We start from the raw sequence: 14,842 nt of genomic DNA on the forward strand, positions 1-14,842 counted from the left end.
GATTAATACTTTTTAGCTTGTAACTCATCTATAATTGCGTATCTTAGCGCCTTTAAATCATTTTGAGATGCTTTATCTTTATCACACATAATATGCTCTTTTGCAATCACTATTGTAGTTGAGTATGTCTCAGATCCGATCTCCTTCTCAGCAATAATAGAGTTTGTTTTAAACCCTGTCATTCTCCATCCCTCTTTTGCGCCTGCACTCTCTACCGCATTTAAAACGCTTTTTGTACTACGATCACCTACATATATAGCTGTTTTACAAATAGTTGCATCCCCTGTTTCTAAACCTGCTGAAACTTCTTTTGTTGTACTACAACCACTCATTAATGTAAGTGTTGCAACAGTTATCGACACAATTTTTTTCATACTATCTTTCCCCTTGTTTTGTATTGAATTAATTCTATCATTAAAAAGTTAATTAATCAATGATATAATATTAATTACAAAATTAAATTTAATATTAAGAGTATATAAAAATGGTAGTAAAAGATTTAATAATAATCGGTGTAATGAGCGTTCCTATGTTAATGTTTTCAATTTTTCCAGGTATTTGGCTAAGTGACTATCTTGAACAAAAATATGACTTTATAGAGAAGCACAAACGTATAGTGCTCGTTGGCACAACTATGGTATTTGCACTAACTCTTTCATCGCTTCTTCATTTCTTATAATATATACAAAACATATTAGCAGTAACTGAAAATTATGTATTTTTTTAAAAATGTTTCGTTTAGTTACATAAATAATAAAACAAACCTTAATTTTTTAATTACGTAAAAAAATTGATATATGTCAACAGCTTTTAAAGTAATTCAGACTAAACTTCTCTTGATTCTGAAAAATAATACGAACATAGGAGAAATAAAATGGTTGATGGAGCTTTGATGTCGCGAGATATTCTTGTTGATGATTTTTTAACAATCTTTATATCTTCTACTCTTGTATTAATATTTGGAGGATTCTATGTTGGTATATATACGGCTGTAAAAGTTAAGCTTCTGAAAAATTGGATGATGCCTCTTGGCTACTTTTTTTGGATTTTAACTGCTTATTGCTTGTATTTAATGGGAAGTTTGATGCATGTAAACGAACTTACGGCTAAAGCTTTAGTTGTTGCTGCAATTGGATTGTTACTGCTTCCACATGCAGTCTATTACATGCAAGATCATGTTCATCAAGAAAATGAACATTAATTTTTATATATATTGACCCATAATTTATAGGAGGTTATAGTGGCTAAAAAATCCGTATGGAGCGATAATCGCTTCTGGCAACGCACAGCAGGCTGGGTTACAGGTTTTGCTTCAGTTCTACTTATTTGGTTGACATTTGACACAAGTGCACAAATATCAATGGGAACTGATACAGACTTACAAAATGGTGTAACTAAAAGGGTTCCAGGACCTACAGTTATTAATTACAAAATCGCTTATGAATTCAACAAGAAGCGTCAGCATGAAATTCCAGTAATTGGTGGAATGAATTCAGAAGGAACTTCAGCTTTCCAAGAAAAAGAGAAGTTTTTTGGTAGAGATGATTGGTCTGAAGAAGAAGCGGAAAGCTTACTTCACCTTGGTAAGCTAGCTTCTCAAACTAAGAACTGTATGAACTGTCATACTCTACTTGGAAATGGTGGATACTACGCTCCAGACTTAACAAAAGCTTGGTTAGATCCAGCATGGGGGCCAGAAGGTTCAATGCAAGCAATGACATCTAAAGAGACTAAAGAAGAAGCGATGGCGGAGTTTTTACAAAATCCATCTCAATATCCAACTCATGCTCGTATGATGCCAAATCTTGGTATTACTGCTGAAGAGGCTAAAGGTTTAGTTGCTTTCTTAAAGCATCTATCATCTATAGATACGAATGGTTTCCCAAGAAACTTTGGAAAAATTCAAGGAGCAGTAAATGGCAAATAGTTATTCAAAATCTGAATCTAAAAAATTAGCAACATGGTATTTTACAGTTGCAGCAATTCTTTTTGGAGCACAGTTACTTTTTGGTCTCATAGCGGCTACTCAGTATGTTATGCCAGGTTTCTTGTTTGAAATCCTAGATTTCTCTGTAGCTAGAATGGTACACATTAATGCACTTGTTGTATGGATGGTTTTTGCTATGTTTGGTTCTGTTTATTGGTTATTACCAGATGAAACTGGAATTGAAACTGTTGGTATTGGTCTTGGAAAATTACTTTTCTGGGTATTTACTGCAGCCGTAACAGTTGTTGTTCTTGTATACTTATTCGTTCAAGTTGGGCCTGCTGATGAGACATCACTCTGGTTTATTCATGAAGGTAGAGAGTATATTGAAGCTCCACGTTGGGCTGATATTGGTATTACAATTGTAGCATTAGGTTTCGTTGCAAACCTTTACATGACAGGTATTAAAGGTAACCGTTCTGGTATCGTTACTGTTCTTATGGCAGACATGATTGCTTTTGCTGGTCTTTACCTAACTGGTATGTTCTATACTGATAATATTTCTGTTGATCAATACTGGTGGTGGTGGGTTATTCACCTTTGGGTTGAAGCTACTTGGGAAGTTTTCGTTGGCGCACTAGCTGCTTATGGTCTAATCACTATGATTGGTGCGCACCGTAAAGTTGTTGAAATGTGGTTATGGATCGAAGTATCTATGCTATTTGGTTCAGGTATCCTTGGTATGGGTCACCACTACTTCTGGATTGGTACACCTGAGTACTGGTGGGAAATTGGAGCACTATTCTCTGCGCTAGAGCCATTACCACTTGTTGCGATGTTTATCCACGTTCTTTATGACTGGGGTAAAATGCAAGGTGAAGAGGATGCAAAAGGTTTACCACATACTGTTGTAAATAATAAACCAGCGTTTACTTGGTTTATCATGAATGCACTTGGTAACTTTTTAGGTGCTGGTGTTTGGGGATTCTTCCACACAATGCCACAAGTTAACCTTTATACTCACGGAACACAGTTTACATCTGCTCACGGACACTTAGCGTTCTTTGGAGCTTATGCAACGATTCTTATTGGTATGATGTATTTAGCTGTTCAAGGTAAAAACAATATCAAAATACTTAACCACACTAAGTCGTCTATTTGGGCGGTAAGCATGGTTGTTGGTGGTGTTGTTGGTATGACTGTAGCACTTACACTCGCTGGTTATTCAGACGTTATTATATCTCGTGCACAAATGGGTGCTACATGGGCTGGTTATTTTGATGCTCAAAGCACAACTTGGTTAGTACAAGGTTTAGTATGGAGACTTATAATGGGTGTTATTACTTTTGTAGGTTTCATATTCTTAATTAAAGATTTGTTGAGTATCGGTAAAGCTACTCACCACGTAAGATAAGGAGATACACAATGATGAACGCAATGTTTGAGCCATTTGTAGATGTAGTACCAAGTTTCTTTGCTACTTTATCTCAAGGGCCAATGACTCTAACTATTTTCTTGCACACTGTAATTATACTTCCAATGTTTTGGATTTATAAGCAAGAAAAAGCTCGTTTAGAGCAAGAAGAGGGTAACTAGTTATCGAAACACTATCAGGGCCCAACAGGGCCTTGAAGTTTCAATATGTTCCGGATCTAAAAAGATCCGTTGATTTGTCTATTTTAGAAGGAGAAATAAAATGAGATTAAATAAATTAGTATTATCAGTAACTGCGATGACAGTTATTGGTTCAGGGATGTTAGCTCAAGCAGCTGCTTTTGATGCTGAGACTGTTTTTGAAAAAGAGTGCCAAGGGTGTCATGGTCCTAACCTAGAGGGTGGTGTTGGTTCTGACTTACGTCCTGCCATTACTGCTAAGAAAAACTCTTATGAGTTGGCTGAGACAGTTTTAAATGGTCGTGCAGGTACTGCTATGCCTTCATTTAAAGATAAGATTACTAAAGATCAAGCTGATGCAATAGTTGATTATATTCAACACTTTAAAGGTAGAATAATTAAGCAATTAACTCTTGATACAGTTAAAGCTGGTTGGAAACCTCTTAATGACAGAATGGCATTTTTCACAAAATATCCAGACCCTTCTGATGTTAAGAAAAATACAGATATTTGTTTCGTAACTGAGCGTGATGCTGAGCGTGTTACGTTTGTTGATGGAACAAGTGGTAAAATTTTATCTAGACACCCAGCTGGTTTCGCAGTTCACGTAACTGTTACAAACAAGCGTCAGCCTCGTTATGCTTACTCAATCTCTCGTTCAGGTTTAGTAACAATGTTTGACCTTAATACTCCAGGTCAGCAAAAAATTGCTGAAGTTCAAGTTGGATCAGACTCTCGTGGTCTTGCAGTTTCACCAGATGGTAAATACCTAATGGCTGGAAACTATGTACCAGGCGGTGCTGTACTTATGGATGCTATGACTCTTGAGCCATTAAAAGTTTATCCAACGTCAAGCGTTATTAAGCCAAATGGTGATATTGATTCATCTCGTGTAGCTGGTATTTTCGACACTCCATATGGTCCTTATTTTGCATTTGCACTTAAAGATGGTGGTCACGTTTATATCGTAGATTATTCTAAGCCAACTTTCCCAATCGTTGGAGATATTCCAAACATTGGAGACATTCTTCATGATGGTTTCTTAAATGAAGGAAAAGAGATTGGTCGTTACCTATTTATCGCTTATCAAGGAAGTGACGTTGTTGGTGTTGTAGACTTTAAAACTAAATCTTTAGTAACAAAAATCTACACAGGTCCAGCATCTAAACCACACCCAGGTCAAGGTTCTTCTTGGTTTAATGAGGGTCTAGGCCAACAACTTGGTGCTACTGTTAACATGAACTTAGGTCAAGTAACAATTTGGGATAATCATTTCGATGTTATCCGTCAAATCCCAACTGGTGGTGGTGGACTATTTGTTGGAACATCTGAGCATACTCCGTTTATTTGGGCGGATAACGTTCTTGGTGGACCAAGTTCTTGGAATCAAGTTCACTTGATTAACAAGCAAACTCTAGAGTTAGATAGAATCATCACTGTGGGTACATCTGAGGGTACTGTTACAGATCCTGTAACTCATAAAGTACTTTACAAATGGTCTGTTCCAACTGTAAAAGATGATAAAGGTGTTGTTGTAGTACCTCGTATACTTCACGCTGAGCCAGCAAATCACGGTCACTGGACTATGATTTCTGAGTGGAATGCTGGACGTATTGGTATTTATGAAGCTAAAACAGGTAAATTTGTTAAATACATTACTGGTTTAACAACTCCTACGTTTACTTACTCTATCGAGCACAGACAAACTATTCCAGGTGCATAATTAGCACTTTTTCTCTCCCTAATATAGGGGGAGAATCCTCTTATAACTACTCATTACTATCTGGTAACAAATAAATTTTTTGTATCAAACATCACTTTACATAAATTATGAAATAACCTTTTTTTGACATTTATAAGCCATAATTCAAGCTTATTTAGGCTAAAATAAAAAGAAAGTAAAAAGAGAATATATGAATATAAAATTATTAATAGCGCTATTATTAGCTTCATTTTTATCTGCCCAAGACTCAGAAGGTAAGAAAGTTTTTGAGACTTACTGTTGGGGTTGTCATCATCAAACATCAGAAGCATTTGGCCCTCCATTTAAAGAAATAGCACAAAAGAGAACATCAGATGAGATACAAGCGTACATTATTGATCCAGAATCAATGTATAAAGCATTTGGCTATAAAAGAACTGTTATGACAAAATTAAAATTAACTGATAAAGAAAGAGAAGATATAGCTAAGTATATTCTCACATACAAAGGCAATTAAATGTTTAGGTTATCAAATCTTATCCACTCCGTATTAGAAGATAAACCAGAGAGAGTTCTTAATGGCTCTATTGCTATATGGAATTTTACAAACCGTTGTAATCTATCTTGCCTACACTGTTACTCTAAATCAACTCTTGATGAAGTAGATACTCTAACAACTGCACAGATAAAAAAGACTATTTTAGAGATGAAAGCAAATGGTGTAAAGTTTATAATTTTTTCTGGAGGAGAGCCACTTACTAGAAAAGATCTCTTTGAGATTGCAGATTTCTGTAGAGATAATGGAATTATAACTTACCTCTCAAGCAATGGTTTATACTTTACAAAAGGCAATGTTAAACGTATAGTTGACACTTTTAACTATGTAGGTATTAGTATAGATGGTGATGAGCCGACACATGATCATTTCCGCGGTTTAAAAGGCGCATTTAAAGAGACTCTTAAAGCTGTTCGCCTTGCAAATGAGCATGGTGGTAAAGTTGGTATCCGCTTTACTATAACAAAAGAGACACTTGGTTCTTTAGAGTATATCTTTGATTTAGCAGAAAAAGAGGAAATCTCAAAAATATATATTTCTCATCTTGTATATTCTGGCCGTGGGCTTGATAATCTTAAAATGGATTTATCAAAAGAGCAAAGAAGAAAGAGTGTTGAGTTTATACTAGATAAAGCATTCGAGTATTATGAAACAGGTAGAGATATAGAGATAGTAACTGGAAATATGGAACAAGACGCAATACTCTTTTTAAATAGATTTGCTCTTAAATACCCAGATTTAAAAGATAAGATGCGGGATCGTCTTGTTTCATGGGGTGGAAATAGTGCTGGGCGTAAACTATTGAACATAAATAGCGAAGGCGATGTTCGTCCAGATCCATTTTTTCCACTTACAGTTGGAAACATAATAGAGAAAAACTTTGGCGATGTTTGGCAAGGTGGCGAGCTATTAGATCAGCTTCGTATCCACCCAAGAAAACAGATAAGCGGTATCTGTGCTGATTGTGAGCAGATTGATATCTGTAATGGCGGTTCAAGATCTAGAGCGTATGCTATAACTGGCGACTTATGGAGTGAAGATCCATCATGTTATTTAACTGAACAAGAGAGAAGGAGAGATTAATGTATATTAGTAAATTTTTAGTAAGTGTTTCTTTGGTGGTGGCTATTGCTACAACTATCCAAGCAAAAGGAGTAAATCCAGTGCTTGCATCAATCAATACAGATGAGAAAATCTTTGTTGTTGAGAGAGAAGACAAATCACTTGCTGTGATTGAGCAAGGCATGACAAAAGGCCATATAGAAGGCATGCATGACATGAATCATGGTGTTGTAAAGTTTTATGATAATGATGGTTATGTGATCTCTCGTGATGGATATATAATAAAATTTGATCCTATAAATGAGAAAGTTTTAAAAGAGTACAAAACAAGTGATAGTGCGATTGGTTTTACAGTTGAGAAAAACTACATTGCTGTTGCAAACTATGCTAAAAAAAGTGTTGATATTCTTGATAGAGATTTAAATCCTATAAAATCTTTTGAGACTGGCTCTAAAAATGTTGGTATCAAAAAATATAAAGATTATCTTATTTTCTCTCAAATGAATAATGACAAAATCACTGTTTTAAAAGATAAAAATGAGGGTAAAGGCCTTCCTGACTTTGAAATATTCAAAGAGTTTGAAAATGTTGGAGTTATGCCTTTTGATGCAATGATTAAGAACAATAATTTTATTACTGGATTTTTTAAGAGTGATTTCTTTGGCGTTGTAAATCTAGACACAATGGAGTACTCAAAAATAGATATTTTACTAGATGATAGAAAACCTGTGCTCAAAGTTCCTCACTTTGGTTTTTGGAGCATTAGTGAAGGAAATGTTTTTATTCCTGCTGTTGGAAACAATAAGGTTTTAGTATATACATCTGATTTTAAATTTGTTAAAAATATTGAAGTTGAGGGTTTACCAGTTTTTACGGCTCTTAGCCCTGATCAAAAATATATGGCAGTTACTTTTAGTGGAGACAAGTTTCCAATTATGCAAATCATAGATACCAAAACTCTTGAAGTTATTAAAAGATTTGAATTTGATGGAAAAGTTCTACATGTTAGATGGTCAGAAGATCGTCCTAATCTTTATGTATCTGTAAACGACACAAATAAAGTAGCAGTTATAAACACTAAAGAGTGGTATTTGGCTCGTGAAATGTTTAATATCACAAAGCCATCTGGCATATTTCTATACAAAGAGGCTAAATAATGGGCAAAGTTCATCTGACTGGAGCTGGTCCTGGAGATATAGAGCTACTTACACTTAAAGCACTTAGAGTAATTAGAGAAGCCGATGTAATTATTTACGATCGTCTAGCAAATCCAGATATTTTACAAGAAGCAAAAAATGGTTGTGAGTTTGTTTATGTTGGCAAGGAAGATGGTAAACATATAATTCCTCAAGATGATATAAACGAAGTTATCTATCAAAATGCACTCAAACATGACATTGTTGTTCGTCTAAAAGGGGGAGATCCTTTTGTATTTGGACGTGGTGGAGAAGAAGCCCTATATCTTAAAGAGCGCGGCATTACTTTTGATGTAATTCCAGGAATCACCTCTGCGATAAGTGGACCTGCATACGCTGGTATCCCTGTAACTCATAGAGGTGTTTCTGTAAGTTTTAGAGTTGTAACTGGACATGAGTCTCCAAACAAAAAAGAGTCTCAGATTCCTTGGAATACCTTTATAACAGACGATACAATCGTATTTTTAATGGGTCTTCATAACCTTCCAAAGATAAGTAAAAAACTCATTGAGCTAGGCAAGCCAAAAGATTATCCATGTGCTGTAATTTCAAGAGGTACAACAAAAGATCAAAGCGTTGTTGTTGGTACTCTAGAAAATATAGTTGAAAAAACCAAAGATGTTCCAACTCCTGCACTTATAGTTGTTGGCAAGGTTGTTGAACTTAGAGAACAACTACAATGGTTTGAGGGAAATGAGTAAGCTACTAAACACATCTGAAGCTATACTCATTGCACCAAACATCTACTGGGTTGGTATGCATTTAAAAAATGACCCATTCCAGTGCCACCCATATCTAATCAAAAATAAAAATGAATCTATCTTAATAGATCCAGGCTCCATGATTGAGTTTGAAGAAACTGTTAGAAAAATTAAAACTCTAATAGATATGAAAGATATAAAATATATCATCCTTCATCACCAAGACCCAGATTTAGCAGCTGCTGTACCTGAGATAGAAAAATTAATAAACAGAGATGACCTCTTAATCGTTACACACTCAAGAATGTCTCTTCTCGTAAAACACTATCTTATAAAATCAAACTATTATGAAATAGATAAAGAAGATCATAAACTAATAACTACCAATGGCTTTAGACTTGATTTTCTTACCACTCCATATTGCCACTCACCTGGAGCTTTTGTGAGTTACGAGCCAAGCTCAAAAACCTTATTTTCGGGGGATATTTTTGGTGGTATAGAGCACTCTTGGGATTTTTATGCAGATGAGACTTACTTTTTAAAAGCTAAACTTTTTCATCAAGAGTATATGCCTAGCAAAGATATTTTCAACTACGCACTTGGCAAGATAGAAAAGCTAGATATTGATCTTATCGCTCCACAACACGGCTCAATAATAAAGAAAAAATATATAAACAAACTAATTGAAGATATGAAAAATCTTGATTGTGGATTATATATTGAAGAGAAGTATAATCGTGAATTAATAGATACTATAAAAGAGCTTCAACAAAAAGAAGTGGCATTAAAAGAGCGTGATTTACTAATTTTTGAACAATCAAAAAGAGCAGAGATTGGCGAAATGATTGGAAATATTGCGCATCAATGGCGTCAACCTTTGGCAATAGTTAATACTTCAATCGCGATACTCCAAGAAAAAAACAGATTATCTTCTCTTAGTCAAGAAGAATTATCGCAAAAGTTAGAAAAAATAGAAAAACGTGTTATGTATATGTCCGAGACGATAGAAGATTTTATGAACTACTATAGCCCTGATAAAGAGAAATCTTGGTTTAAAATCTGTGATGCAATAGATAGAAGTCTAGATATTATGAATATGCAAGAAGAAAATACTCATGTTAAAGTGACTCTTCTTTTTGAAGAAGAACATAGATATTTTGGATTTTTTAACGAACTTGTTCAAGTATTGGTTTCAATAATCTCAAACATAAACGACATAATTAAAATTAAAAACTTAACAAATATAGTCATTTCTATTTCCATATATAAAGAGAGTGATTATATAGTTATCTCTATTTTTGATAATTGTGGCGGTATAGATGATGAGAATCTCAGCAAGATATTTGACCCATACTTTAGTACAAAACACAAATCAATAGGAACTGGTCTTGGACTTCATATAGCAAAAAAGATTGTTGAAGAGAATATGCAAGGCCACTTGAGTGCAAAAAATATTTATGATCAAAAGAGTAAAAAAATTGGTGCAGAATTTACAATAAAGGTAAAAAATGAAAGTTGAAAAAATCAGAGATATATCTATTTTACTAGCAGAAGATGAGAGTGAACTCCGCGAACTATTACATGAATACTTACAACTATTTTTTAGCCGAATTTATACCGCTGCAAGTGGCGATGAAGCTTATGACATATACTTGCAAAAAAGACCAAAAATCATTCTAACAGACTTAAGCATGCCAAAGCTTGATGGATTAAAGATGATAAGTAAAATAAGAGAAAATGATAAAGAGACCAAGATCATAGTTATGAGCGCTCACTCTGAACAAGAAAAGCTTCTTCTTGCTATCAAACTTCATCTTGAGGCATACCTCATCAAGCCAATAAAAACAGAAAATTTAAAGACTATTTTATTTGATATTGTAAAACAGATAAAAGAAGAATCACACCGTACATACGTTGAAGAAAATATATATTGGGACCATGACACTAGCACACTTTGGAGAGATTCTAGAGAGATAAAACTAAGAAAGATGGAGAGTATGCTACTAAGACTTCTTTTTTCAAAACCAAATGAGATTTTTTCTACAAAAGAGATTTTTGATTATTTACATACAGAAAAAGATGATAAAGAGTTCTCAGTTCACGCGGTAACTTCTCTTATGAAAAGACTTCGCGCAAAACTTCCTGATGAAGTGATTCACAATATTTATGGCTCAGGATACAAAGTAATACCTATTTAATACTTCTCAAGCTCATATTTTTTATAGAGTATCTCTGCGTCTTTATTACCGCTATCTATAGCTCTTATCGCCCATCCTTTTGCCTTTTTAAACTCTTTTAACTCACAATATACCTGTGCTAGTGCAAAATACGCACTCTCATCACCAGCTGCGGCACTTTTTTCAAACCACTTCGATGCTTCATCAAATTTTAGAAGCTGCATATAGATATGTCCTATGTTTTGCGCTGCACTAACATGACCTTTATTTGCAGCTTCATCAAGAAGCTCTGCTGCCTTTGAGATATCTATATCTACTCCATCACCTTTATAGTACATAAGCGCTAAGTTGTACTGTGCATTTATATTGTTTTGTGCAGCAGATTTACTAAGAAGTTCATAAGCTTTTTTGCTATTTTTTTCTACATTATTTCCATTTAGATAAAACATTCCTAAATCATACTGTGCATTTGCATCTCCGTTTTGAGCCGATTTTTCAAGCCACTCAAGAGATTTTTTGAGATCTTTTTCTATGCCTAAACCCATTGCATAAAGATAACTCAATGCACTTTGAGCTTTAGCGTCGCCATCATTTGCACTTTTTTCATATAGTTTAAACGCCTCTGAGTAATCCTGCTTTTTAAATGCATTAAGTGCCTCATCCGTACTTGCTTCTAATGTGAGTAGTGAAAACATCACTGCTACTATAAACTTAAACATTTTTATCCTTATAAAATTAGTATGACTATTATACATTAAGAGGTAAAAAAAGAGATAGATGTTTAACTCTTATTGTTTACTTTTACGCTTTAATCTCTCATCAACGATTTTTACAACAACTAAATCAGAGGTTACGTTTAATGATGTTCTTGCCATGTCTAAAATTCTATCTACTGCAACAATTAATGCTATATACTCTAGCGCTAAACCAAATTGATTGAAAATAACAATAAGCATGACTAAAGAGGCACTTGGAAGAGCTGCAACTCCTACACTAAGAGCCACAACTGTTACTCCTAAAATCAACTGGTCAAAGAGAGTTAAATCTACTCCACATAGGTGTGAAACATATAGAGTTGCTATTGTTAAATAGGCGGCTGTGCCATCCATGGAGATTGTTGCACCAAGAGGCAGAACAAAAGAGGCATTTTTTTTATCAACCCCTCCAACTTCTTCAACAACTCGCATTGAAACAGGAAGCGTAGCCATACTAGAAGCAGTAGAAAATGCCATAATAGGAGCTTCACGGATTGCATTTAGATACTTAAATGGATTTATACGAGTGAAGAAAAACAAGAGTGAAGGCAGAGTTATAACTGCATGAAAAAGCAAAACTGCTATAACCATTAAAAGATATTTCCAAAGATTAACTATGACCTCAACTCCTTGATTAGCAACTACATATGAGATAAGACTAAATACTCCAATAGGAGTTAGCTTTATAACCCACTCTGCCATTACAAGCATCGCATCCATAACACCTGTAAAAAACCCAACCATCTCATGCTGTCTCTGTTTTGTCAAATGCAGTGAGGCTATTGCAAAAAGAGATGTAAAGAGGATAATTGGCATCATTGAAGCTTCTGAGAGGGAGTGAAATATATTTGTTGGAATAAAGCTTAAAATCATACTCTTAAATGAAAAAGGCACTACTTCTAAAGCCTTTTCATAGCCCAAGCCATCAACTATCATAAGCTCTCCAATAGGAACTAGATTCATAGCTATTATGGCACTAAGCACGGCTAGCGCTGTTGTTAAAACATAAAGAGAGATAACTATGATTCCAATCTTTTTAAGACTCTTTATATCTCCTAATCCAACTATTGAAACATATATACTTGAAAAAACAAGAGGAACTACAAGCATTTTTAAAAAGCTTATAAAAATCTCTCCTATAATCTGCTGTGAGAGTGCAAGTTCTGGTGCAAAGAGCCCAAAAAAAACACCTAAGAGTATCCCCAAAAGAACTAAAGTATTTGTATTTGTATACTTTTTGATTTTTTTTATCATCTCTTTGCTTTAGTTACAACAAAATATATGTTGCAAGCCCTAAAAAGCTTAAAAACCCAATAACATCAGTTAGCGCAGTTAGCATAACAGAACTTCCTATCGCTGGGTCAATACCTACTCTTTTAAAGAAAAGTGGAATTATTGCACCAAAAAAACCTGCAATAAAAAGGTTTATCGTCATACTCAGGGCTATAACTATGCCTAACATCTTCATACCCGACCACAAAGAAACTAAAGTTCCCATAACTATCGCAAAAAGAAAACCGTTCATAAGTGCGATCATAACCTCTTTTTTAATAATCCTAATAGAGTCTTTTTTAGAAATATCGCTAAGCGCTAACTGTCTTACTACAACGGTTAGTGATTGTATTCCAGCATTTCCACCTATGGAAGCAACTATTGGCATCAGTATTGCAAGTGCAACCATGTTTTGTAAGGTCTCTTCAAATTGGCTAATCACAATTGAGGCAAAAACAGCAGTAAAAAGATTTACACCCAACCATATAGCTCTTTTTTTACCAGCTTTAAAGACCTCATCATACTCCTCTGCTTCATCATCAACTCCAGCGAGGTTATACATCTGCTCTGTTGCATGCTCGTTAATAATGTCATAAATATCATCGGATGTTATACGACCTATGAGTATTCCATAAGCGTTTACGATAGGCATAACAGAGAGGTCATACTCTTCAAAGTAGCGAACAACATCTCGGATGTTTTCTCTATCTTGTGCTTTTTTTGGCTCAAAGCTCTCTTCGCTCTCCTCTATGTTTTGAATCAAAGTTTTTTTGAAATTAAAAATTAGTAAATCTTCTAGGCCAATAGAGTAAAGAAGCTTTTTATCATCGTTTGTAATAAAGAGATTTTGAACGTTTTCTATAAGTTTCGCGCGTCTAAGCTTTGCAAATCTCTTTATTACATCGTGCACTATCTCATCTTTGTCAGCCGTAAATATTTCAAGCTGCATATATGCGCCGGCTTCATCTTCTTTATACGTCTGAAGCTTTATAATCTCTTTTTTATCATTCTCATGAAGAGTATCAAAGACTTGTGAAGCTATATCTTCATCAATATCTTCAATCCCTTGTAAAAAATCAACCTGATCATCTGATTCAAGCCCAGTTACGGCATGACTTAGTTCATCAACACTTAAGTTCTCAACAAAATCATCAAAATATCTCTCTGGAAGGGCTAGTGCTATATCTCCTATTAAATCTTTAGGAAGAAGCTTCAAAGCAGCTGCAAAATCATTATCATCTAACTGCTTAAGTATTTTTGCTATATCTGATGGGTGCATCTCACTTAGTTCATGAGCGCTTAAGTACTCTTGGAGTTGATTCATATTTGTACTATATTAAAATGTAGCTTTGATCAGTAACTCTACTTGATCATCAACACACATAAACATCAAACAAGGCGCTTTGACTCCATAGTTGCTCATCAAAATAACAGAAGAAGCATCTATATTCAAGTTAGTATCTGTAGTAATTATTTTAGCATTTGCACTAAGCTCTTTTTTCTCTCCATGAAAGTCAAGTGTACCATTTATAATATAACTATCTTTACCATCAGTTTTTTTAACATCAGATATAGTGTATGTAGCTAGCTTAAATTTATCTGTTTGTATCTCTTTATACATGTTCTTATCTCTATCGATATTATCACTTGTAAAGAGAGTCATCTCAACCCAAAACTTTCCTTTAATGGTAGTAATGTCATTATTCTCTATTGTTATATCAGCGTGAAGATAGTTATTTGTAGGGTCAATAGTTTTATCCATTAGCATCTGGGTGTGTGCACTAACATAACCGCTTTTTAACTCTAGATTGGTTGCCAAAAGTGGAATCGCTAAAAGCAGCGTTATAAATATTTTTTTCATTATATAATCCTTCTACCAA

The 14,842-nt window shown here is 34.5% G+C and carries 17 protein-coding genes; 12 read left to right on the plus strand and 5 right to left on the minus strand.

Annotation, left to right across the window (positions count from 1 at the left end; genetic code table 11):
• Nucleotides 1–2: 2 nt before the first annotated feature.
• Nucleotides 3–374: a hypothetical protein gene (locus tag PHI38_RS01820; RefSeq protein WP_299851974.1), complete on the minus strand. Its 372-nt coding sequence runs from the start codon at nucleotides 372–374 to the stop codon at nucleotides 3–5.
• A 110-nt stretch (nucleotides 375–484) separates the two neighbouring features.
• Between PHI38_RS01820 and PHI38_RS01825 the strand changes: the two genes are divergently transcribed.
• The 12 genes from PHI38_RS01825 to PHI38_RS01880 all read left to right on the plus strand — a co-directional run bounded on the left by PHI38_RS01825 (nucleotide 485) and on the right by PHI38_RS01880 (nucleotide 10,956).
• Entirely contained in the window at nucleotides 485–679 is a 195-nt protein-coding gene (locus tag PHI38_RS01825) for a hypothetical protein (RefSeq protein WP_299851977.1), read from the plus strand.
• Nucleotides 680–892: 213 nt separating this feature from the next.
• Nucleotides 893–1,201 (plus strand): hypothetical protein, encoded by a 309-nt coding sequence (locus tag PHI38_RS01830; protein ID WP_299851980.1) that lies wholly within the window; start codon nucleotides 893–895, stop codon nucleotides 1,199–1,201.
• Between the two features lie 39 nt (nucleotides 1,202–1,240).
• Complete coding sequence (locus PHI38_RS01835) at nucleotides 1,241–1,927, plus strand: cytochrome c (RefSeq protein WP_299851983.1); 687 nt, start codon at nucleotides 1,241–1,243, stop codon at nucleotides 1,925–1,927.
• Nucleotides 1,917–3,341: a cbb3-type cytochrome c oxidase subunit I gene (locus tag PHI38_RS01840; protein WP_299851986.1), complete on the plus strand. Its 1,425-nt coding sequence runs from the start codon at nucleotides 1,917–1,919 to the stop codon at nucleotides 3,339–3,341. Before PHI38_RS01835 ends, PHI38_RS01840 begins: the two co-directional genes overlap by 11 nt.
• Before the next feature lie 11 nt (nucleotides 3,342–3,352).
• A complete protein-coding gene (locus tag PHI38_RS01845; RefSeq protein ID WP_299851989.1) occupies nucleotides 3,353–3,523 on the plus strand; it encodes a hypothetical protein in 171 nt (56 codons plus the stop codon).
• 100 nt (nucleotides 3,524–3,623) lie between these two features.
• Entirely contained in the window at nucleotides 3,624–5,264 is a 1,641-nt protein-coding gene (locus tag PHI38_RS01850; protein WP_299851992.1) for a nitrite reductase, read from the plus strand.
• Nucleotides 5,265–5,454: 190 nt separating this feature from the next.
• Entirely contained in the window at nucleotides 5,455–5,760 is a 306-nt protein-coding gene (locus PHI38_RS01855; protein WP_299851994.1) for a cytochrome c, read from the plus strand.
• Nucleotides 5,761–6,882 (plus strand): radical SAM protein, encoded by a 1,122-nt coding sequence (locus PHI38_RS01860; protein ID WP_299851996.1) that lies wholly within the window; start codon nucleotides 5,761–5,763, stop codon nucleotides 6,880–6,882.
• Entirely contained in the window at nucleotides 6,882–8,018 is a 1,137-nt protein-coding gene (locus tag PHI38_RS01865; RefSeq protein WP_299851998.1) for a cytochrome D1 domain-containing protein, read from the plus strand. Before PHI38_RS01860 ends, PHI38_RS01865 begins: the two co-directional genes overlap by 1 nt.
• Nucleotides 8,018–8,758 carry a uroporphyrinogen-III C-methyltransferase gene (cobA, locus tag PHI38_RS01870; protein WP_299852000.1) on the plus strand — a complete coding sequence of 247 codons (741 nt, stop codon included), beginning with the start codon at nucleotides 8,018–8,020 and terminating at the stop codon, nucleotides 8,756–8,758. Before PHI38_RS01865 ends, cobA begins: the two co-directional genes overlap by 1 nt.
• Entirely contained in the window at nucleotides 8,751–10,277 is a 1,527-nt protein-coding gene (locus PHI38_RS01875; protein WP_299852002.1) for an ATP-binding protein, read from the plus strand. The genes cobA and PHI38_RS01875 overlap by 8 nt, the downstream gene beginning before the upstream one ends.
• The gene (locus tag PHI38_RS01880) at nucleotides 10,267–10,956 is read left to right on the plus strand and encodes a response regulator transcription factor (RefSeq protein ID WP_299852005.1); all 690 of its coding nucleotides are present in this window, start codon (nucleotides 10,267–10,269) and stop codon (nucleotides 10,954–10,956) included. Before PHI38_RS01875 ends, PHI38_RS01880 begins: the two co-directional genes overlap by 11 nt.
• Here the strand turns inward: PHI38_RS01880 and PHI38_RS01885 are convergent.
• The 4 genes from PHI38_RS01885 to PHI38_RS01900 all read right to left on the minus strand — a co-directional run bounded on the left by PHI38_RS01885 (nucleotide 10,953) and on the right by PHI38_RS01900 (nucleotide 14,823).
• Nucleotides 10,953–11,654 carry a tetratricopeptide repeat protein gene (locus PHI38_RS01885; RefSeq protein WP_299852008.1) on the minus strand — a complete coding sequence of 234 codons (702 nt, stop codon included), beginning with the start codon at nucleotides 11,652–11,654 and terminating at the stop codon, nucleotides 10,953–10,955. The genes PHI38_RS01880 and PHI38_RS01885 overlap by 4 nt on opposite strands.
• A 69-nt stretch (nucleotides 11,655–11,723) precedes the next feature.
• On the minus strand, nucleotides 11,724–12,944 hold the full coding sequence (locus PHI38_RS01890) for a dicarboxylate/amino acid:cation symporter (protein ID WP_299852011.1): 1,221 nt from the start codon (nucleotides 12,942–12,944) through the stop codon (nucleotides 11,724–11,726).
• 13 nt (nucleotides 12,945–12,957) lie between these two features.
• Entirely contained in the window at nucleotides 12,958–14,286 is a 1,329-nt protein-coding gene (gene mgtE, locus PHI38_RS01895) for a magnesium transporter (RefSeq protein WP_299852014.1), read from the minus strand.
• Nucleotides 14,287–14,298: 12 nt separating this feature from the next.
• Entirely contained in the window at nucleotides 14,299–14,823 is a 525-nt protein-coding gene (locus PHI38_RS01900) for a YceI family protein (RefSeq protein ID WP_299852017.1), read from the minus strand.
• Between the last annotated feature and the right edge of the window lie 19 nt (nucleotides 14,824–14,842).

The organism is Sulfurimonas sp., from assembly GCF_028694895.1.
GTDB lineage: Bacteria > Campylobacterota > Campylobacteria > Campylobacterales > Sulfurimonadaceae > Sulfurimonas.